Annotated in this window: 20 protein-coding genes and 1 tRNA gene; 4 read left to right on the top strand and 17 right to left on the bottom strand. The window is 64.4% G+C overall.

Annotated elements, in window-relative coordinates:
- The first annotated feature begins 17 nt into the window (after positions 1-17).
- The 3 genes from QTI17_RS17315 to QTI17_RS17305 all read left to right on the top strand — a co-directional run bounded on the left by QTI17_RS17315 (position 18) and on the right by QTI17_RS17305 (position 2218).
- Positions 18-692: a TetR/AcrR family transcriptional regulator gene (locus QTI17_RS17315; RefSeq protein ID WP_286534670.1), complete on the top strand. Its 675-nt coding sequence runs from the start codon at positions 18-20 to the stop codon at positions 690-692.
- 40 nt (positions 693-732) lie between these two features.
- Positions 733-817: transfer RNA gene (locus QTI17_RS17310), tRNA-Ser, on the top strand.
- A gap of 204 nt (positions 818-1021) precedes the next feature.
- Positions 1022-2218: a tyrosine-type recombinase/integrase gene (locus QTI17_RS17305; RefSeq protein WP_286534669.1), complete on the top strand. Its 1197-nt coding sequence runs from the start codon at positions 1022-1024 to the stop codon at positions 2216-2218.
- Between the two features lie 183 nt (positions 2219-2401).
- Here QTI17_RS17305 and QTI17_RS17300 read toward each other — a convergent pair whose 3' ends face one another.
- From QTI17_RS17300 to QTI17_RS17220, 17 genes are all read right to left on the bottom strand, one after another.
- On the bottom strand, positions 2402-2635 hold the full coding sequence (locus QTI17_RS17300; RefSeq protein WP_286534668.1) for a hypothetical protein: 234 nt from the start codon (positions 2633-2635) through the stop codon (positions 2402-2404).
- A 9-nt stretch (positions 2636-2644) separates the two neighbouring features.
- Positions 2645-3037, bottom strand: a complete 393-nt coding sequence (locus QTI17_RS17295) for a hypothetical protein (protein ID WP_286534667.1) — start codon at positions 3035-3037, stop codon at positions 2645-2647.
- Complete coding sequence (locus tag QTI17_RS17290) at positions 3034-3273, bottom strand: hypothetical protein (protein WP_286534666.1); 240 nt, start codon at positions 3271-3273, stop codon at positions 3034-3036. Before QTI17_RS17290 ends, QTI17_RS17295 begins: the two co-directional genes overlap by 4 nt.
- Entirely contained in the window at positions 3270-3602 is a 333-nt protein-coding gene (locus QTI17_RS17285) for a hypothetical protein (protein ID WP_286534665.1), read from the bottom strand. The genes QTI17_RS17290 and QTI17_RS17285 overlap by 4 nt, the downstream gene beginning before the upstream one ends.
- A 53-nt stretch (positions 3603-3655) precedes the next feature.
- Positions 3656-3811, bottom strand: coding sequence for a hypothetical protein (locus QTI17_RS17280; protein WP_286534664.1), 156 nt, complete (start codon positions 3809-3811; stop codon positions 3656-3658).
- On the bottom strand, positions 3808-5553 hold the full coding sequence (locus QTI17_RS17275) for a hypothetical protein (protein WP_286534663.1): 1746 nt from the start codon (positions 5551-5553) through the stop codon (positions 3808-3810). Before QTI17_RS17275 ends, QTI17_RS17280 begins: the two co-directional genes overlap by 4 nt.
- Entirely contained in the window at positions 5550-7238 is a 1689-nt protein-coding gene (locus tag QTI17_RS17270) for a hypothetical protein (RefSeq protein ID WP_286534662.1), read from the bottom strand. Before QTI17_RS17270 ends, QTI17_RS17275 begins: the two co-directional genes overlap by 4 nt.
- A gap of 25 nt (positions 7239-7263) precedes the next feature.
- A complete protein-coding gene (locus QTI17_RS17265) occupies positions 7264-7854 on the bottom strand; it encodes a hypothetical protein (protein ID WP_286534661.1) in 591 nt (196 codons plus the stop codon).
- 884 nt (positions 7855-8738) lie between these two features.
- Positions 8739-9242: a hypothetical protein gene (locus tag QTI17_RS17260; protein WP_286534660.1), complete on the bottom strand. Its 504-nt coding sequence runs from the start codon at positions 9240-9242 to the stop codon at positions 8739-8741.
- A gap of 430 nt (positions 9243-9672) precedes the next feature.
- Positions 9673-11400, bottom strand: coding sequence for a VapE domain-containing protein (locus QTI17_RS17255; protein WP_286534659.1), 1728 nt, complete (start codon positions 11398-11400; stop codon positions 9673-9675).
- Between the two features lie 361 nt (positions 11401-11761).
- Complete coding sequence (locus QTI17_RS17250; protein WP_286534658.1) at positions 11762-12022, bottom strand: hypothetical protein; 261 nt, start codon at positions 12020-12022, stop codon at positions 11762-11764.
- Positions 12019-12459 carry a hypothetical protein gene (locus tag QTI17_RS17245; RefSeq protein WP_286534657.1) on the bottom strand — a complete coding sequence of 147 codons (441 nt, stop codon included), beginning with the start codon at positions 12457-12459 and terminating at the stop codon, positions 12019-12021. Before QTI17_RS17245 ends, QTI17_RS17250 begins: the two co-directional genes overlap by 4 nt.
- Entirely contained in the window at positions 12456-12947 is a 492-nt protein-coding gene (locus QTI17_RS17240) for a hypothetical protein (RefSeq protein WP_286534656.1), read from the bottom strand. Before QTI17_RS17240 ends, QTI17_RS17245 begins: the two co-directional genes overlap by 4 nt.
- 409 nt (positions 12948-13356) lie before the next feature.
- Positions 13357-13590, bottom strand: a complete 234-nt coding sequence (locus tag QTI17_RS17235) for a hypothetical protein (RefSeq protein WP_286534655.1) — start codon at positions 13588-13590, stop codon at positions 13357-13359.
- A 4-nt stretch (positions 13591-13594) separates the two neighbouring features.
- Entirely contained in the window at positions 13595-14020 is a 426-nt protein-coding gene (locus QTI17_RS17230) for a hypothetical protein (RefSeq protein WP_286534654.1), read from the bottom strand.
- A gap of 1 nt (position 14021) precedes the next feature.
- Positions 14022-14447: a hypothetical protein gene (locus tag QTI17_RS17225; RefSeq protein ID WP_286534653.1), complete on the bottom strand. Its 426-nt coding sequence runs from the start codon at positions 14445-14447 to the stop codon at positions 14022-14024.
- Entirely contained in the window at positions 14447-14734 is a 288-nt protein-coding gene (locus tag QTI17_RS17220) for a hypothetical protein (RefSeq protein WP_286534652.1), read from the bottom strand. The genes QTI17_RS17225 and QTI17_RS17220 overlap by 1 nt, the downstream gene beginning before the upstream one ends.
- Before the next feature lie 737 nt (positions 14735-15471).
- Here QTI17_RS17220 and QTI17_RS17215 point away from each other — a divergent pair.
- Positions 15472-17439 (top strand): acyltransferase family protein, encoded by a 1968-nt coding sequence (locus QTI17_RS17215; protein WP_286534651.1) that lies wholly within the window; start codon positions 15472-15474, stop codon positions 17437-17439.
- The last annotated feature ends 109 nt before the right edge of the window (positions 17440-17548 follow it).

The raw sequence follows: 17548 nt of genomic DNA, 5'->3' as shown, positions 1-17548 counted from the left end.
GAACGACGACAAGCGCCATGGAACACAACGAAGACAGCATCGAACACACCGAGGCAGCGACCAAGCGCCGCTCGCGGGGCCGCCCGAGTCCCGAGCAGGCGGCTGCGCTGCGCGAGTCGTTCCTGGCGGCGGCGCTCGAGTCCTTCCTCGAGAAGGGCTATTCGGCCACCAGCATCGAGGCCATCGCACGCGAAGCGGGCGTGGCGAAGATCACCATCTACCGCCAGTTCGACAACAAGGAAGCCTTGTTCCGCGAAGTGGCGCACCGCGCCGTGAGCAATGCCCGCGAGACCATGCAGAACACGCTGGTGCACCGCGGCAGCGACGAGCGCCAGACGCTGATCGACCTGGTCGAGCGCATGTACCTGAGCGCGAGCGAGCCCAAGACGCTGGCGCTGATGCGGCTGGTGATCGCCGAGGCGGTGCGCTTTCCGGAGCTGGCGAAGTCGCTCTACGCCGAGAACAGCTACGTGCTGGCGCCGGTGGTCGACTACCTGGCCGAGGCCCACCGCGCCGGCAAGCTGCGCGTGCCGTCGCCCGAACTGGCCGCCGTGCAACTGTCGACCTTGGCCTTCGGCGGCGTGCGGTTCTTCATCTCGAAACCGTTGGCCGGGCCCGACGAGCGTCGGGTCTGGGCGGAGGATATCGTCGACCTGGTGCTGCGCGGCTGGGCACCGGCCGCGAACGACTAAAATCCCGACCCTGCCACCGCGCAACGCGAACGGCAGCCCTGGAGAGTTGGGTGAGTGGTTTAAACCAGCAGTCTTGAAAACTGCCGACGGGCGACCGTCCGTGAGTTCGAATCTCACACTCTCCGCCGGTCCACCCCATTCCACACCAATCTGTACTCAAACTGACAGTGACCTGTCACGGCCTGTCACTCGGAGAACGGGCCTCCCGGTGTGGATTGTCCGAATCTGCCGTTTCTCTGTCATAATCTGCACTCGGCGTGTGAAGTGTGGAACGGATGTCTGATCCATGCCGCAGCCGGTTTCAGAAATCCGAGAGGTGTGGAATGACGGTGACTATCGAGGCAATCAAGGCATTGGCAGCAGGCGAGAAGCTGGCGCTCGGCGAATCGCGCTATGCGCGGCGCAACAGCGACGGCTCGTGGTCGTTCACGCTGCGCAAGAAGGTGGACGGCAAGGCCAAGGACATCACGCTTGCCCGGGTAGACACCCTGACCAAAGGCACGCTGGCCGACATCAAGGGTGCGGCCAGCGATGCGCGCAAGGCCGTGCCCGAAGTCGTCGAGGCACCCAAGCCCGCGAAGAAGGGCGCGCTCGCGAGCGATGCCACGCTGGGCGACGTCTGGGCGCACTTCCTCTCTGCCGTTGACCGTGGGGGCAAGTGGGCAGAGCGCACGCGCAAGACCAGCGTTGACCGCGTGACCAAGTACCTCGAACCGTCCGACCTCTGGGGCAAGCCCGTTGCCCGCATCGACGCAGCCGACATCGCCGAGTTGCTGGAGCCCGTGCGCCGCGATGCGCCTGCACAAAGCGACAAGGTGCGCGGCTTGTTGAGCCTCACGTTCGCCTATGCCCAGACGCACCGCCTCATCACGGTGAGCCCGGTGCAACAGGCAGGCGCGATGCTGCGCGCGACGACCAAGCGGGCACCGAAGCAGAACTTCCCCACGTTCACCAAATGGGACGAACTGCGCAAGCTGTACGCGACGATCCAGAACTCGGACCTTGAGGCCAGCGTGCGCCACTCGCTGATGTTGCAGGCCATGACGATGACGCGCTCGGGCGAAGCCATCGGTGCACGCTGGGACGAGTTCGACCTCGATGCGGGTACGTGGACCGTGCCGCGCTCGCGGATGAAGACCAAGGACGCATCGCGCGGCGATCACATCCTCCACCTGTCCACGCACACGGTCGCATGGCTCGCCAAGCTGCCGAGGAAGGGCGACTTCCTGTTCCCGGGTCGCAGCGGCAACGACACCATCTCGCTCGACGCGCCCGCCAAGGCGATGCGCTCGACGCTGGGCATGGGCGGTCAGTTCGTCCCCCACTCGTGGCGCTCGGCCTGCTCGACGCTCGCCAAGCGGGCGGTCGGCGAGGACGGTCGCCCCCTGTTCCACCGCGCATGGGTCGAGACGCTGCTGGACCACGAGATTGGCGAGAACGAGGTCGAGGGTGCCTACGACCGGGGCTCGCATCACGAGGAGGCCGGCAAGGTCCTCGAATGGTGGTGCGGCCAACTGCTGGCCTGACAGGGGCTGTCACTCCATCGAGAGGGCGGGTGCCGCGAGGCTCCCGCCCTTTGCTTTTGGCGGGCGGGGTTGGGAAGTTGCGTAGGAGCCGTTTTCGGAGTTTTGGCTACGTGGGTGCCACCCCGGCCCCGATCGCCGGTTCTGGCACAGGCGGCGAGGCTGGAACCAGCCCTCCCGGGCCGGTCAGTTCCCCGGCTGCGGTAGCTGTCGGTCCCCGGGATTCCCCGGCAGCGCCGCGTTGAGCGGGGGCACGATGGTCTTGCCCCAGTTGAAGGCATTGGGCGGGGTCGCCTCTGGACAGCCGTTGGAGAACAGCCAGCGCTCCAGCCGGTCCCTTGCCTGAGACCAGCTTGGCAGCGCCGCCAGTTCATCGGCAACGACGGTGCAGGGATCGGTGTAGGGTGGGAACGTCGCCATGGGATTGGCCTAGACCGGGGACCGGGACAGCGGCGCGGCCTTGGGCCATGCCTGCCAGACTGAATCCGCGGCGGCGGTGCGGGGGTCGTCGTCGGAGAACCTGCCCGCATGCAGCGTCTTCGCGCGCAGCCGGTCCAAGTCGACGCAGCCGTGGCAGTACATCAGCTTGACCAGCAGTCGGGTCTCGGGGTCCCCGATGCCGATGATGCGCAACAACGCGTCGAACCATGGCTGGTCCTCACCCACCACGAGCCGATCGGTGGCAGCGGCGTCGGCATCGTCGGCCACGGTGCCATCCCAAAGGGCTTGGACCACGATCGCCAGAGCAAAAGCCTGAAGTCGCTCGACCGGCGTGTTCGGCAGACCCTTGGGCAGGGGCGAGGGGCTGGGGGTGACTCTCATGACAGGTCTCCCGGGCGTGAAAGCCTGCGGGTCAATTCGGCGGCGACCGACGCGACCTCTGCATCGGCGGGCGAGGGCCGGCGCTGCGGCTCTGGGGGAACGATCTGGTTGAGGCGACGGGTCGATCGTGCCTGTTCCCGTTTCTTGTGTTCGGCAATAAGGCGCTCGGCGGCGTCGGCCAGCATTGCCGTGCGCTCAGAACTACGGAAACGGAACCCGCTTGCGTTGTCGTTCATGGCGTTGCTCCCATGTGTTCGTTCAACCATGTTGCCTGCTCAGGCGACAGAGGCTCCGACATAGTGGGCAGGGCCTGTCCCGCGACAAATACCGTCTCGCCGCTGGTCTGCGCTGCCGTCAACAAGGTCTGCCACTCGACACTCTCCAGCGCCTGCCCGCCGACGACAGGCCACCAGAGGACAGCGGAGCCCGGGATGTCGCCGCGATTCTGCGGAACCCACGCACCCAATCCCGGGGGCGGGACGGGCTCGGCTGCGATGTCCGACCGTGCAACACCGTTGTAGCCCACGGCGGCGTCGTCGCTGGCAATGCCGACGACGCTGGGCACGGCACCCGGTGCCCCGGTAGGCGGCGGAATGAAAGTGGACCCTTCCCAAGGCATCATGACCTCGCGTTGAGCGCGTCGGCCTGCGCCCTCGTGAGAGGCACGTTCATGCCGGGCAGGACCTCGCCCTCCTTGAACGGCCCGACGATGCCCGCAGCGGCGGTGAGGACGGCTTGGAAGTCGCCCAGCGAGGGGGAGGACTGATCGGTCATGGTGTTGCTCCTTGTGCTTGTTGACTGGCGAGTTGACGACCTACCTGCGCAGCCATCTGTGCGTAGTGCGGATGCTTGACCATCTCCTGGAGGTACTGGATTTGACGATCCAGTGGCAAGCCATCGACCCACTGCCGCACGTTGGGCATCAGGTTCATCGCGCCCAGCATCAGCTTCACGCCACGCTCCGAGTAGAGGGCATGGCCGATGCCAGCAAGCGCCCCGACGCCCGCCACGGCAAGCGGGTGGCCCAAGCTGGCAACGCTGGCAACGCTGCGCGTCAGGCCCCCGGAGCGGCGCGGGTCGATGACCTCCATCGCGGCGTCGTTGAGTTTGCCTCCGCTGATGTCCAGCGCGCCGCCCTTGGCCGCAGCGCGGCGGAACTGGTCCGGCGTCGGAATCTTGCCGCCTGCCCGGTCGAATGCGGTTGCCACCGGGATCATGTTCGCGAACGCCGCATTCGTCGCCTCCAGTTGCGCCTTGACCTGCGGGTTGGCGGCATCGAGCGCGCCCCGCAGGTTCTTCTGGAGTTCGGAAAACGCATCAGCGAGGGCGTGCGTCTCGGGGTTCGCTCCGTTGAACTTGCGCACCAGCGCGCCGATCTGGATGTCCAAGTCACGCGCCAAGCGACCGGGTATCGCGGCGGTGCCCTGCTGGGCAGCGGCATCGAGGAGCGGCTGGACGTTCTGGTTGACCCAGCCGTTGAACCCGGCGCGCTGGGCGTCGTTCATGAGCGGGTTGTGGTCGACGGCACCCCGGCTGACCTGCACGGCGGCGTCCAGCGACTGAGGCGTCCAGTGGGTCAACGGCACGACCTGCTCATAGGACTGCTTCAGCATGTCGTTGGCACGGCGCACCGCCGCGAGCCCCTGCTCGGTGATCTGCGGGGCATTGGGCAGCGCCGACATGGCATCGGCGACCTCGCGGGCGGCGTACTGCTCTCCGGTCCTCAACTGGGCCTTCTGCACAGCCCCGCCATAGCCGGGCAAGTGCTTGCTGGCACCCTCCAGAGCGGCAACGATGCCCGGACCCATGGCCTGCCCCGGCGTCGGCGTGATGCCGGCATCGAGGAGGGCCTGCGCCTCGGGGCGGATGCCCGATGTGAGGCGGTTGACCGCGCCGCGCACGGGGACCGATGCGGCACGAAGGGCGAGCGGAAGGGCGCGGCCCGCAGAGGCACCAGCGCCCGCCTTGAGACCGGACGCCAGCGGGTCCTCCCCGTTGGCGTAGCCCTCGATGGCACCAAGCCCCGCATTGGCAGCGATGTCCGCAACGGCACCGAATCTGGAGACCGGTCCCGCGACGACGGCGGGCAGCACGGCGCGGGTCACGGCAGCGGCGGGGCCGGCCTCCTCGTACATGCGGTCGATGGTCGGCGTGGTCTCGGGCTTGTGGTACTTGTAGAGCCCTGCACGGTAGGCCAGCCGGTCACCCAGCGTGCCCAGTTCGGCAACACCCTTGGCAGCGCCGACGCCCAAGTCCTTCACGAGACCGGCAGCGGTGTCCTGTGCATAGGTGAGCGGCGCGAACACACCCTGCGCGGCCTTGGTGATGGTCTCGCGCAAGCTGGGCTCGGGCGGGGCTGCCGGGGACGGTGCCTGCGTGGGCGCTGCGGGGGCTTGTGTGGCGTCCAGCTTGCCCATGTCGTACCCGTTGGCTTGCAGCTTGGAGCGCAACTGGTCCTTGGTTGTCCCGTCAGGTACGTCCTCGATGACGGTGCCGTCAGGCAGTTCGACGTTCATTTCAGGTCTCCCCACTTCACGGTGTCGCCCGGGTTGGTGCCGGGAGACCCCTTGTTGACGCCGCCGTTGGCGATGAAGTTCTGCCGGTCGGCCAGCGCGGCAGACAGCGACAGCCGGTTGGCGGCGCTGTTGTCCTTCAGCACCCGCACTTGCGCGGCATTCACGGCGGCGTCATGCCCCTCCTTCGTGGTGGGCAGCGCGTTGCCCTTCGGGGCAGCGGGCTTCGCGGGTGGTGGGGTCGCGCCCATCGTGCGGTCGCGCACGATGGGCACCCTGTAGCCCTGATCGTCGGCGAAGTCCTGAATCGTGCGCTGGTGGAACTCGGCTGCCTCCTTGAGCAATGTCAACTTCTCCTTGACCTTTTCGGGACCATCGTCAATGGTGGGGATGAACCGCTGGCGCTGCTCCTCGGACAACGTCACGGCAGCCCCCGAGCGGTCGTGCAGGATGACGGAACTGATGTCCTGAATCAGCGACCGCGTAGGGGTACCGTCCGGGTTGAAATACTCGTTGAGCAACTTGTTTCCCAGCCTGCCCCCCAAGGTACCAACGAAGCCCTTCCAGCCGGTCGCGTTCTGGCCTGCCGGCGTCTCCAGCAGAGCGAGGGTCTTGTTGAGTTTGCCCAACGCGTCGACGTTGCTGTTCCACGCGGTTGCCTGTGCGGAGGGCAGCGGCTTGAGCACGGGCGGAGGCTTCGACGGCAGCGCAGAGCGTTGCTCTCCCGTCGCCGGGTTCTGCCAGATGACGTTCCCCGACTTGTCCGGGTCGGGAGTTGCCGTCTCGTGGAACGTGCCGGTCGGGGGAGGCTTGGGCGTGACGCCCGTTGTCTCCACGGTGCCCGAACGACGACTGCCCTTCTGGCTGAAGTCGCTGGAGAACTGGTAGGTGTCCGGCGGGGTCGTGCCGGGGATGACGCGATAGGTCGGATTGCCGTTGGCGTCCACGCCCGTGCGCTCCATCATGCCGACGCCAGCGACGGCGGAGGGCTTGTTCTCCATCACTGTGTTGTGCCGGGCGGTCTCGGTGCGTGTTGCGCGCTTGTCGTCCTGCTCGACGCCGAACTTCAACCGCTCCCACGCCTTCTGTGCATCGCGTGTCGGGGCGTTGACCAACTGGTCCTCGATGAATTTGTCGGCACTGGCGGCGAGCATGGGCGAACCCTTGAGACGGAGGGCGAATTCGAGGCGGTCCTGAAGGTCGGGCTCCTTCGCCGGGGTGCCGGGGATGTTGACCCCATAGGCACCTAGCGTCTCGGGCACGGCGGGGGTGCCTCGCGGAGCGGACGCAAGACGGCGCGATGCATCGGCGCGCTCGCGGGCGAGGAGGTTGGCCTCGTCCTTGTCGTAGAAGGACTGGGCGATGGAGTTCCCCACCGAGGCAATTCCTGGCGTGAGAAGCGAGGCCGTAGGCGTTGCCAACTGACGCCCGCCGATGTGCGTCCCGGTGACGGCGGAGTTCCACCCCGGAGCGGTGCCCGGCGATGGAACCGGGATGCCAAGTTGTTCGGCTGCGGCCTTCGCTTGGGCAACGAGGACGGCGCGGCGACGTTGCATTGCGGCGTCCTGCGCAAGCAGCGTCTCGTCGTACATCGAGGCGGGCGGCGCGGATGTGGCCCCACGGGCAAGTGCGGCGCTGCGCTGTGCGAGGGCGTCGGGGCTGAGGTCGATTTCGTCGTAGAGGGCCATGATGGTTGTCTCCTTGGGTACTGTGTCAGTCCATGCGCTCGCCGCCCATGCCGTCGCGGCTGGAGAGGGCTTCGTAGCTGGCCTGCACGGTGTCGCGCAGCGTGGGGGCGGACGGCGGCTCGGCGGGGCGGACGTACTGGTCGGCGGGGATGGTGACCTTGCCGTCGGGACTCGTGCGCTCCCATGTGCTTGGCTCGCCGGCCATCTGGGCGATGAGGTCCCGCGTGATCGTGTCGGCCTCGATCTGGTCTGTCGCAGCGACCATCGCCTCGTACGTCGGCGTGCCGGGCAAGCGATCCGGGCGATGCGTCTCCCGGGCGGCGAAAGGGAGTGGGATGAGTGGCTGCGTGGGGTCGCCGTTGTACTCCCCTTGGACAACTCTGTCGTGATTGCGGGCACGCCGGAACTGCCTGAGTTCGACCGCTTGGGAAACGGCCTGATCCATGGACATGCGCCCGCTGGTTATCTCCTCGGCGTAGCGCTGGAGGAGACCCGGCGCGGAGAGGACGGCGCGGGCACTGGCATCCGGGTTCGGCAGCGACGCCTTGTGGGCACGCAGGGCGAGGATCAACGCCTCGTCATAGCTGATCTGGTCGAGTGAGCGAGGGGCGGGCATGGTGGGGGTCCTTAGGAGATGGGATCGGGCCATGGGAGGTCGAGCGGGCAGGGCGACGACGACCGAGGGGGCGTGCCGTGGGTGGGAGAGGGGGCGGGGGCTGGCCGAATAAGGGTGCGCCAGATCAGGGCGGCACGAATTGACGGGAATTGATGCGACGACGACGCCCACGCCGCAGGGGAGTCGAATTGATCGACGTCGAAGCGGGCTGAATTGAAGGGCGGATTTGACATAGCCGGGATTTTCCTACTCTGGTGCAGGAATTCAACTGCCAAATCACCGCTTGGCGGTGATTTGAAAAGCCCGCCCGGCGGGCATTTGAATCGGTGCCCGCTTAATGAGTTAATGAATACGGAATTGCCTAGCTGGGGTCCGAATTTCCCCGCACGCATATATTTGGGTGGACTATTGAGTCATGATCCGCATCTCGCGACCGTTGTAGTCCGCAGGGACAATGATTCTGCTGTTCCACAACTGCAAGTTTGACAATGTCAATGTTGTCCAGGTGGGGTCCGATTTTCTTTTCACATATATCCGAGACGCCTGAGCCGCCGATTGGCATGGGGGGCCTGCCGTAAGCATGCTTAGGCCGGCCAAAGGAGGACCCGCCCGCCTGCCTGCCCGGCTGGGCGTGGGGGCAGGTAGTTGCACAACTTGTAGTGGAAGGCGCGCCGGTCGTCGACCTGCCTGCCGATTCCGAGAGTCCTCCGCCTGTCCGGATGGATGCCCGACCAGTAGAACTGATGGGCTGTGACAGCCACTGTCAAATCGTTGTCTGGAGAGGGAAGGGTGGAGTGTCTGGTGGAACGCGGTGTGGAACGGAGGGGCTGAATAGCCTCTCTCCATTGGATTGTCCGAATCCCGTATGCAGAGTCGGACGCTGGTTAGTCCTGCGCGGGGGTGTGGATCGAGTCCCAGAACCTCGGGGCAGGGGGAGGAACGACCCTCAGGGGCTCGCGGGGACGCGCAGGGGGCGCGATCGGGGGCTCGGCAGGGGGTAGAGGGGGCTCGGGGCTCGATTCGCTCTCCTGCGTGATGTCCGGGGCGATACGCCCGCCCTCCTGATAGGCCAGACGTCTTGCCGTCAGCCATTCGGGCCACTGCTCGGGCGTGATGTCCTCGGGAGGCGTGGTCAGTGGCTCCTTTGCCTGTGCGGGCGAGCCCAACGTGCGGTCGAGGATCGCGATGGAGGCGCGGGACGCGGCGTTGTCATCCTTGCTCTCCAGCGCGATCTTCACGAGACGCCCCAATGCGATCTGCGCAAGCTGTTCGGGCGTGAAAGTCGAAATGGTGCCTATTGGGGTAACGACCTTGGTCCATAACTCCTTGCGTGCCCGGGTGGACACCACTGGAATAGAGACGCCCAGCCGGGCAGCGACCTCGGTCATGGTCATTTCCGGGGTCAATTCCCAGTCCGACCGGGCCAATTTCCACTCAACGGGGTCCGCTTTTGGCACGATTTCACCCTAAAAGTTTTAGCACGGATTTTAGCCCCGACGAGCGGCCCCGCAGGGACCCTCCTCTCCCCCCGCATCTTTCCCAACAATTCTCTCCACGAAACGAATTGCACACTTTTTAAGCACATACTCCCTTTTTTTTAATTCTCTAATATCTTTATAGAAAGATGCGGGGGGTGCGTGGGGTTTGGCAATTTCTCCTCTGAAAAGCGACCCCCCGCATGTACCCCCCGCATGTCCAAAACCCCCCGCACCCCTGCGGGGGGTCGACGTCGCATGCGGGACACTCCCCCCCGCAGGGGTGCGGGGGGTCTGGGGGACATGCGGGGGGTCGACGCGCCCCGCTCCGCGCCTTTCTTCCTTAGCCCCCGACCCTCCAATTCCCCGACCCCTCGGGGCGCTCTGGCAACAAGTCCGCATCCCCCTTGGGCACCCGCTCCATCGTGTACTTCCCGTCGAACTCCGCGAGCGGCATCCACCACAGGCGCTTGATGCCCAGCGGCTCCGCGCTCTGCCCTGCGTGGGTCCATCCACTCTCGCGCAGGATTTCGCTCAACCGTACGGCGGGCGCGCCGCCGCCGCCCAGCCCCATCGACCAGCCGCCGATGTCCTGCATCACGCCCATGAGGTCGGTGAGCATCAGCCCGGCAATGGGGGTGCCCTTGTAGACACCAACCTTGAGCGATGACGCCATGCGCCGCGAGCCGATGGCCGACGCCAGTACGTCCGCGACGGCATCGCTCATCTCGTGTTCCTTCGCGCTCTCCTCGACGCCCTCGAACGTCGCCTGATCCTCGCCGCCCTCGATGGCGATGAGCGCCGCGCCCAGCACGTCATCGCGCCACGCCTCCATCAGCTTGAACTCGAACACATGGCCCCGCGCGCGATGCTCACGCAGGTTGAGGACCGCCATCTTGGTGTTGCCCGTGTGGTCATGGTGGAGGAACTTTGGATCGTTGACGGGGACGTACACATGCGAGCGTCGCTTGTGCCGTGTCTCCCGGGCCGCGTAGGGCATGCGGAAGTCGTCCTCCTGCTGGGAAACGAAGCCCTTGAAACCCTCCGCGCCGAGCCGCTTGATGCCGTTGCCCTCGTCGAACACCACGCACAGCACGCTCGCCGTGAGGATCGCCAGTTCCTTCCCGCCGACGTTGCCCTCGGTCACGATCTTCACGTTGTCGTCGCCCCACCAGACCTTGGGCATCGGCGTCTTGCCGATGTTCGGCTGGCCCACCAGCGCGAAGCCCACGCGCATGTGACACCCGGGGCGCATCGCACGCATCACGCCCATGATGATGTACTTGCGGCCCCAACGCTCGCTCCACTCGTTGTTGGGTGCGCCCATGCACTCGACGGCCCAGCGGTTCAACTTCGCGTTGGCTTGCGCGATGGCCTCGGGTCCCGCAGCGCGCAGCCTCGCGGCCTGCCTGTGTACGTGGTCGTTGAACGGCGAGTATTCGTTGCTTGCCAGGACACTCTTGATGGCGTCCCTGATGCTCGCCGGCTGCGCGGTCTGCGCCCCGCCGCTGAAGCAGAGGTCCCTCTGGAAGTACTCGATGATCGCCATGTCGGAGACGTTCTCGACAAGCTGTTCGTCGCCATACATCGGCCTGTTGTTGTCGATGTTCCGACGCAGGAGCGGTGTCCCGTCAGGAGCCTTGAAGTGCGGGTGTCTTCGCAGGAGCGTCATGTAGTTCGCCATGACCGCTTGAGGGATCGCGATCTTGTCGGCTGTCTTGGTCTTGCGCCCCACCAAGACGACGATCAGGTCATATCGCTCGATGAGTTCCTTTCGTACCGCCCCGGCGTCTGGCAGGACATGGGCGGCATGTGGGGTCGCTCCCTTGGCCTCCTGCGCCTTGAGCTTCGCGATGTGTGCGGCGAGCCCTGCCAGTGCGGCGTCGACCGGGTTGGGCTCGGGCTCGGGCTCGGGGTCCTTGGGTGTGGCCTGCGAAGGCGCCCCATCGTTGGCCGCTGCCCCGACAGGCGCCTCGCGGACCTTGCGCGCGGCCAATGCGTCCTTGATGTCGATGACCTCGCCCGTCGCGGGATCGACGAGGCGTCCCTTGCTGTCGTAGCTGCCGCTCATCATCGGGTTGGGTCGCGGACTCTCGCCGCCGTGTCCGTTGAGTGCCTTCCCGGGCTTCACGCTTTTTGATGCGCGAGGCTTCCGGGGCTTGTCGCCCCCGGGTGCGGGTGTCGTCGTGGTCATCATCTCTCCATAGGTAACCCGCGCCCCTATGGACACTCGCCCCAAACCGCCCCATGATGGGGGTACTTCTTGGTCAGGGCGTGACGTCCATAGGCACGCTGAAGGCCCTCGGTGCGAAAGCCCCGGGGGCTTTCTTTTTGAGGGTCGCGCTTCTTCGATTGATGGTTCTCTATGGCCTGCGATCGTCTCGTCGCATGAGTCCATTCTGGGCCGACGTCGCACTCGACGCCAGCCCTTCTCATGACTTGGGCCGTCGTGCTGCCCACTCGCCAGTCTCGCGATGCCTGTAGACGGTATCGAGCTTGTCGCCGGATACCGTCTCGATCAGCTTCGCACTCGGGAAATGGTGCATGACGAAGGCGATGGTTCCGCGCATGTCGCAGCACTCGCCCTCGGGCAGGTACAGCGTTGCCTTGCCGGTCTTGTAGTTGCACAGGAAGGCATCGAGCCCACACTGCAACCCGTTGATGAGCTTGGAGTCGCGTTCTATGGATGTCATGGTGTTGCCTCCTTGATGTCGTGAAAGATGCGCAGCGCCCTCTGTGTCCACTTCGGGTCGTAGCCAGCACCGCGCAGCATCGCCGTTGCCTCGCTGCACATCGCGACCAGCGCGGCGCGGTCCTCATCGGCAAGCCGCCACTGCCAGCGACAACGCGGAGCCTTCTGCCATGACGTTGCACGCTTGCAGATGGCGTCGAACTCGGGACCCCCGTCGCCGCCGATGTAGTTCTCTCCTCCGCCGGGCTCCATCACGCTGTTGCCTGTGCGGTAGTAGGTGCCATGCTCGCCGAACATCCGAACCTCCAGCCTTGTCGCTACCACGAGAACGAGGTCGTTGTGAGGGATGGGCAACGACAGCACATGCCCAAGGTCGGACAGCAAGCGCACGATATGCCCGAGGCGACGATGCTGCTCAAGGGTCATGCCGCGACTCACGACGTTGCCTCCTTGTTGTGGTCCCTCAGGCGATGGGGTTTGTCGGCCCTGATCGCTTCCGTGAGGGGGTGCCCGTCTGGGCGATGGATCGGGGCGGGCCACGGACCCGACCAATCGCTGTTCAACTTGAAGTTGAACGACATCTTGGCCTCCAGCCCTTTCCCTTTCTTACCCTTGCGAAGTTCATAGCCTAGGTAGGCTGCGGCGGCGTTGACCTCGTGATGCGACGGGTACTGTGGGGGTGTCCCGAGTGGGCGGGGAATGTAGTTCTCCGGGTCCTCGGACCATCGCATCAGGGCGTACCACGCGTCGTACAGCGAGGTCTTCGACCAGTCGGGCGATGGGGTCGAATGCTCACGCAGGAACTCGACAGCGAACTCCAGCGACGACAGGTTCCCCATGTAGATGGCATAGCGAGGGAACCTGTCGAACAGGGGCTTGCATATCTCCTTCTCGCGGGCGCGATATTCAGGGTCATGGGAATTCACAGTGTTGCCTCCATGAGGTTGCTGATGTGCATTGAAAGAGCGCCACCAACGTGGAGGCACCCATGCCGGCAACTCAGGTGAACGCTGCCATGGGGGTGCGTCACGATGTCGCACTGATGCGGGGCTCCGGTCGGGCATTTCATGAACCGGATGACCCTGCCGTCCGCGAGTCGGACACTGCGGGGGTAACACGCTGCGAGCCAGTCGGCGACCCGCGCCCTTGCTGCGGCGTACATGGCATCGCGCCGCATGATTTCCATTTGCGACCGACGCGATTTAGACTTGTCTCTCATCTCTCAAACTCCTTGGGTGATGACGGCGCTGGCAGCGCCGGTTTTGTTGATGACTGCAAACTTGCGCCCGCTGTTGCCTCGGTAGGTACGGCGGGCGTCCTTTTTGACAGTGGCTGTTAGCCATGGCCGAATGCCTTCAGCACAGCGAGGACCAGCGCAGCAAAGCCACCGAACAGCGCAGCGCCCGCACCCATGAGGCCAGCGGCCACGCCGACCGGATGCCAGAACACTTCGCGCCGCGCCTTGCGCGCATCGAGCCGCAGCTTGAGACGTTCCTGCTTCAGCTTCGCGCACTCGGCGCGCAGCTTGTCGAGGTCGACGCTCTCGCGGAGGATTTCCTGATCAGTCATCGCTCTACTTCCACGGCTGCGGCGAGGCCGGTCCTTGGCCGATGCCGAAGTGATCGACGCCTCCTGAGAGACCTCCACCGATCAAGCCCGGATCAGCCCCGGGCACGTTGCCCAACTGAAACCCGGGTTTCACCTTGCGCGACGGCGGTGCCTCGTCGGGGTGCAGCTTCGATACCTCGTCCAGCGCCGAGCGATAGTCCTTGTAGGGCTCGCCGGTCAGGGAGATGTAGTCCTTGCCGACGCGAAGGAGATGGAAGCGGTCGGGCTCCAGTCGGACCAACGTGATCGGCGCGGCGATGCCATCGTCGACCCTCCAGCCGACGACGACGCGCCGGGTCTCGGTTCTCACGCGCTGCCCGGTGATCGGACTGGGCTCGCCCACGCTGATGGAGATGACCTCGCAGTCAATGGTGTTCGGGATGACGTTCATTTCAGATGGCTCCCGGGGCCGGGCCTGCAACGCCGGGGTTGCCACGCTCGGTGTCTTTTTCGAGTTCGCGAAAGACTTGGTGTTGAGCAATGACTGCGGCGGTCTGCGCCTTGTCGCGCTCGATACGTTCGCGGACTGCGGCCTCGTGGCGTGCGCGAGCCTCGGCGTTGCGCCGGGCCTGAGCCTCGGGACGCTTGTCATTGAACGCCCGGAACTGGTCGATGAAGATTTGAGCCAACAGCGTGTCGTACATCCGGTTCCCGCCGACAGTTGACGCGGGAGGCAACGACGGTGCGCCATCGACGAAAAGATCGCGGCTGTCCGAGAGGCCGAGTGACCGCACGATGGCGGCAAGCGGGACGAGTGCCCCGGGAGGCAGTGCGCCTCCGACGACGGGTGGCAATCCTGCGTGGAGTGGGTTGTCCATTACGCGGCCTCCCGCTCGGCAACAGGCCAGACGCCCGACTTGGCGATGTCGTCGAAGTAGCGGACGACCGCATCGCGGCTCCACAGTGCCCGGCTGCGCATGCCTCCGCCAAGGACAGGACGCGGGGCGCTGGGGGCGCGCATGGCCTCCCGCAGGCGGACCTCGCCGACATGGGGCAGGAAGTCCTGAATCCAGCGGAACGGAACCAGCGGCGGGTCCTCGCTGGGGATCGGTGGGGCGACGATGCCCCGGGGCGCAGTTGTCGCTCGCGCATTGCTCTTGCTCATGATGGGTTTCCGGTGTGGGTAACTCACCGCCACGACACAACGACGGCCATGGCGGGCCTGTCTGTTGTTCATGGATGTCCCATAGCCCGACTGGGCCTGCGCAAGCGATGCGCGCCGCTCGGCTTTGCGTCCGAGTTATCTGAGCGCAGCCGGTGTGAGGCTGCGTGCAATCAGTTTAGGTACAGACGGACAAACTACCTAAAGTTGTCTGGCCAAACACTCCTGACCCTTGTGTGTACCCCAGCGAGGGAACTTGTCCGCCAAGGAGTGTGGAACAGGGTGTGGAAGGGGCGAGGAGGCTCCCTCCGTGGCCCTGCATCCTCCGAATCTCACACTCTCCGCCGGAAGGGCAACCAGCGCCGTCCTCTTTCATCCGGCCGGGGCCGTGCGGGCGATCGCGCGATCAACGGCCTCAGCCGGTTCGCCCGTTTCGCAAACCATGAGGCGTGCATCAATCGTCCGCAAGGGCAACCCTTTATAAGGTTCTCTTGGGAGCGGTCAGGGGCCGATAGGGAGGGGGAGGTCTGGGGGCGGACCGCCGACCAAAGATGCGATACTTGGCCTCGGAGGCCGTACAGCACCGGATTGCCGATGCGACACGGGGGAATTTCCTCGTCCTACGGGAGTGAGCATGGGCAAACTTCCGGGACTTTACGGGGCAGCGCGGGAAAGACCAATTTTTGTCCGTCAAGGTTTGCCGCTCATGCTGTTGAAATAACTCTGAACGTACAACGATCTTGAGTGACTCCACTGCTGCGGCCCACTACAGGCCTGAAATAGACGCACTGCGGGCTTTAGCGGTGGTTGCGGTCATCGTCAATCACTTCAACAAAGACATCCTTCCCAGCGGGTATCTGGGTGTGGACATGTTCTTCGTCATCTCCGGGTTCGTCATCACGTCGTCGCTGGCGGGAAGATCGAGCCAGAACTTCGGTGACTTCCTCGCGGGGTTCTATGTCAGACGGATCAAACGCATCATCCCTCCGCTTGTACTGTTCGTCGTCCTGACGGGCGCTCTTCTATGCCTTTTCAATCCAGGTCCTGGCGAATCCATGCGGACCGGCGTCAGCGCTCTCTTTGGCGTGTCCAATCTCTACCTGCTGAAAGGGAGTACTGATTACTTTGCGGTGGCAGCCGAGATAAACGTGTTCACGCACACGTGGTCCCTGGGAGTGGAAGAGCAGTTCTATCTCTTGTTTCCGCTGTTGCTTTGGTGGGCAGGTGTCGGCCGGGTGACCGCCAGTAGGCCTGTGAGGTTGATGTGGGTCACCGGGGCGCTCTCCCTCGTTTCATTGGCTTCCTTCATCTACCTCTACCAGGTGAGCCAGCCTACTGCCTACTTCTCGATGCCGACCCGCTTCTGGGAACTGGCGGTCGGGAGCATGCTCTTCGTGAGCATGAAGGAATTTGGGCCGCACTTCCGCCTTCTCCAGACCGTACCGGCGTATCTTCTCGCCATTTCCTTGCTAGCTGTTCTGTTCACCCCCTTTCAGTTCGCAGTACCGGCAACCGTCGCTGTCGTCATGCTGACTGCATTGTTGATCGCACGTCTCGGCTTGCCGAATGATGCTCTCGGGATCTTCACTCAAAAGTGGGTTGTCAATATTGGGTTGATCTCTTATTCGCTCTACCTTTGGCACTGGGCGGTGCTGTCCCTCAGCCGATGGACCATTGGAATCCACTGGTGGACGGTGCCCTTCCAGGTCGCAGCCATGCTGCTCCTGGCTATTGCATCCTACAGATATGTCGAAACACCCCTGCGCCGTTCCGAGTGGTCCCCTCTACGCTGGAGGTCCATCACCTATGGAGTGAGCGCCACGGTCTGCGCCGCGGGGATCATGACTGGGATCTTTCTCGTCCGAGGCTGGCTCTATACGGGTGAGAATTACATGGGAGCCTCGCTGCAACAGGAAAACCTGATTGAGGGCACTTCCGTCGATCAGACGAACTGCATGCTCGCACCAGGCAATAGTTTCACAGAAAGCAGTTTTGAAGCCTGCCACCTGACGGCGCGAGACGGCAAGCCGACGATCTTTTTCGTGGGGAGCAGCCATGCGATGCATCTGGCCGGGCTCGGGCAGGGGTTGCACGAAAGGGGATTCGGAGTGGCGTTCATGACGACGCAAGGGCACAACTTCTATCCCGAGGGAGGGGCGGACCCCGAGACCTTTGGATTCAAGTCTACCCAGGATAGAGCGATCTTCTCCATCCTTGAGAGCCATGCCGTTCGGGGCAGTGTTGTAGTCGTCGGGAACAGGTATTTCCAGGATGGGTATGAGAAGGAATTCGTTGGTTCCTACTTCGAGGGCCTAAACGCGTTCGCACGCAGGTTCGAACGAAAGGGAGTCACGGTCGTTCATATCCTTCCCCTACCTGAATTCCAGTTTCACGACATCAATCAGTGCGCCCATCAGTGGTTCAACGCGGGGATGAGACGCGCTGGGATCTGCCTGCCGAAGGACCCGCTGACTCGCCTTCGTCAGTCCAAGGATGTTGAGGCGCGGAGTCCTCGCTCCGAAAATTTCCTTCATTACGACCCCGTGAAGGTGCTGTGCCCTTCTGGAATGGCGGAATGTTACCCAGTCAATCCCACAAGCAAACTGCCTACGTTCCGGAACGGCGATCATCTCTCAAACTACGGAGCGTCGTTGCTCGTCGATGATTTCATCGAGTTCATCGGTCGTCATGGACTCCTACCGCCCTGAGTGATATCGCCTCGCGCTTCGGTGCAGATGCCCATGGGTGCCGTCGCTGGCATAAACCAGGGCTCGATCGCCGACTTTCCGCCCACGCCGGTGCCATTGAGTGTTGCAG

Source organism: Variovorax sp. J31P179 (assembly GCF_030316985.1).
Lineage (GTDB): Bacteria > Pseudomonadota > Gammaproteobacteria > Burkholderiales > Burkholderiaceae_C > Variovorax > Variovorax ginsengisoli_B.
Note: the sequence above shows the minus strand (reverse complement) of the source record. Positions and strands in the feature narration are given on the sequence as shown.

Excerpts from the sequence above, each read along its gene's own strand:
- QTI17_RS17315 (WP_286534670.1), top strand. The coding sequence starts at position 18 with ATGGAACACAACGAAGACAGCATCGAACACACCGAGGCAGCGACCAAG.
- QTI17_RS17300 (WP_286534668.1), bottom strand. The coding sequence starts at position 2,635 with ATGGCGACGTTCCCACCCTACACCGATCCCTGCACCGTCGTTGCCGAT.
- QTI17_RS17295 (WP_286534667.1), bottom strand. The coding sequence starts at position 3,037 with ATGAGAGTCACCCCCAGCCCCTCGCCCCTGCCCAAGGGTCTGCCGAAC.
- QTI17_RS17290 (WP_286534666.1), bottom strand. The coding sequence starts at position 3,273 with ATGAACGACAACGCAAGCGGGTTCCGTTTCCGTAGTTCTGAGCGCACG.
- QTI17_RS17280 (WP_286534664.1), bottom strand. The coding sequence starts at position 3,811 with ATGACCGATCAGTCCTCCCCCTCGCTGGGCGACTTCCAAGCCGTCCTC.
- QTI17_RS17275 (WP_286534663.1), bottom strand. The coding sequence starts at position 5,553 with ATGAACGTCGAACTGCCTGACGGCACCGTCATCGAGGACGTACCTGAC.
- QTI17_RS17270 (WP_286534662.1), bottom strand. The coding sequence starts at position 7,238 with ATGGCCCTCTACGACGAAATCGACCTCAGCCCCGACGCCCTCGCACAG.
- QTI17_RS17265 (WP_286534661.1), bottom strand. The coding sequence starts at position 7,854 with ATGCCCGCCCCTCGCTCACTCGACCAGATCAGCTATGACGAGGCGTTG.
- QTI17_RS17260 (WP_286534660.1), bottom strand. The coding sequence starts at position 9,242 with ATGACCGAGGTCGCTGCCCGGCTGGGCGTCTCTATTCCAGTGGTGTCC.
- QTI17_RS17255 (WP_286534659.1), bottom strand. The coding sequence starts at position 11,400 with ATGAGCGGCAGCTACGACAGCAAGGGACGCCTCGTCGATCCCGCGACG.
- QTI17_RS17250 (WP_286534658.1), bottom strand. The coding sequence starts at position 12,022 with ATGACATCCATAGAACGCGACTCCAAGCTCATCAACGGGTTGCAGTGT.
- QTI17_RS17235 (WP_286534655.1), bottom strand. The coding sequence starts at position 13,590 with ATGACTGATCAGGAAATCCTCCGCGAGAGCGTCGACCTCGACAAGCTG.
- QTI17_RS17230 (WP_286534654.1), bottom strand. The coding sequence starts at position 14,020 with ATGAACGTCATCCCGAACACCATTGACTGCGAGGTCATCTCCATCAGC.
- QTI17_RS17225 (WP_286534653.1), bottom strand. The coding sequence starts at position 14,447 with ATGGACAACCCACTCCACGCAGGATTGCCACCCGTCGTCGGAGGCGCA.
- QTI17_RS17220 (WP_286534652.1), bottom strand. The coding sequence starts at position 14,734 with ATGAGCAAGAGCAATGCGCGAGCGACAACTGCGCCCCGGGGCATCGTC.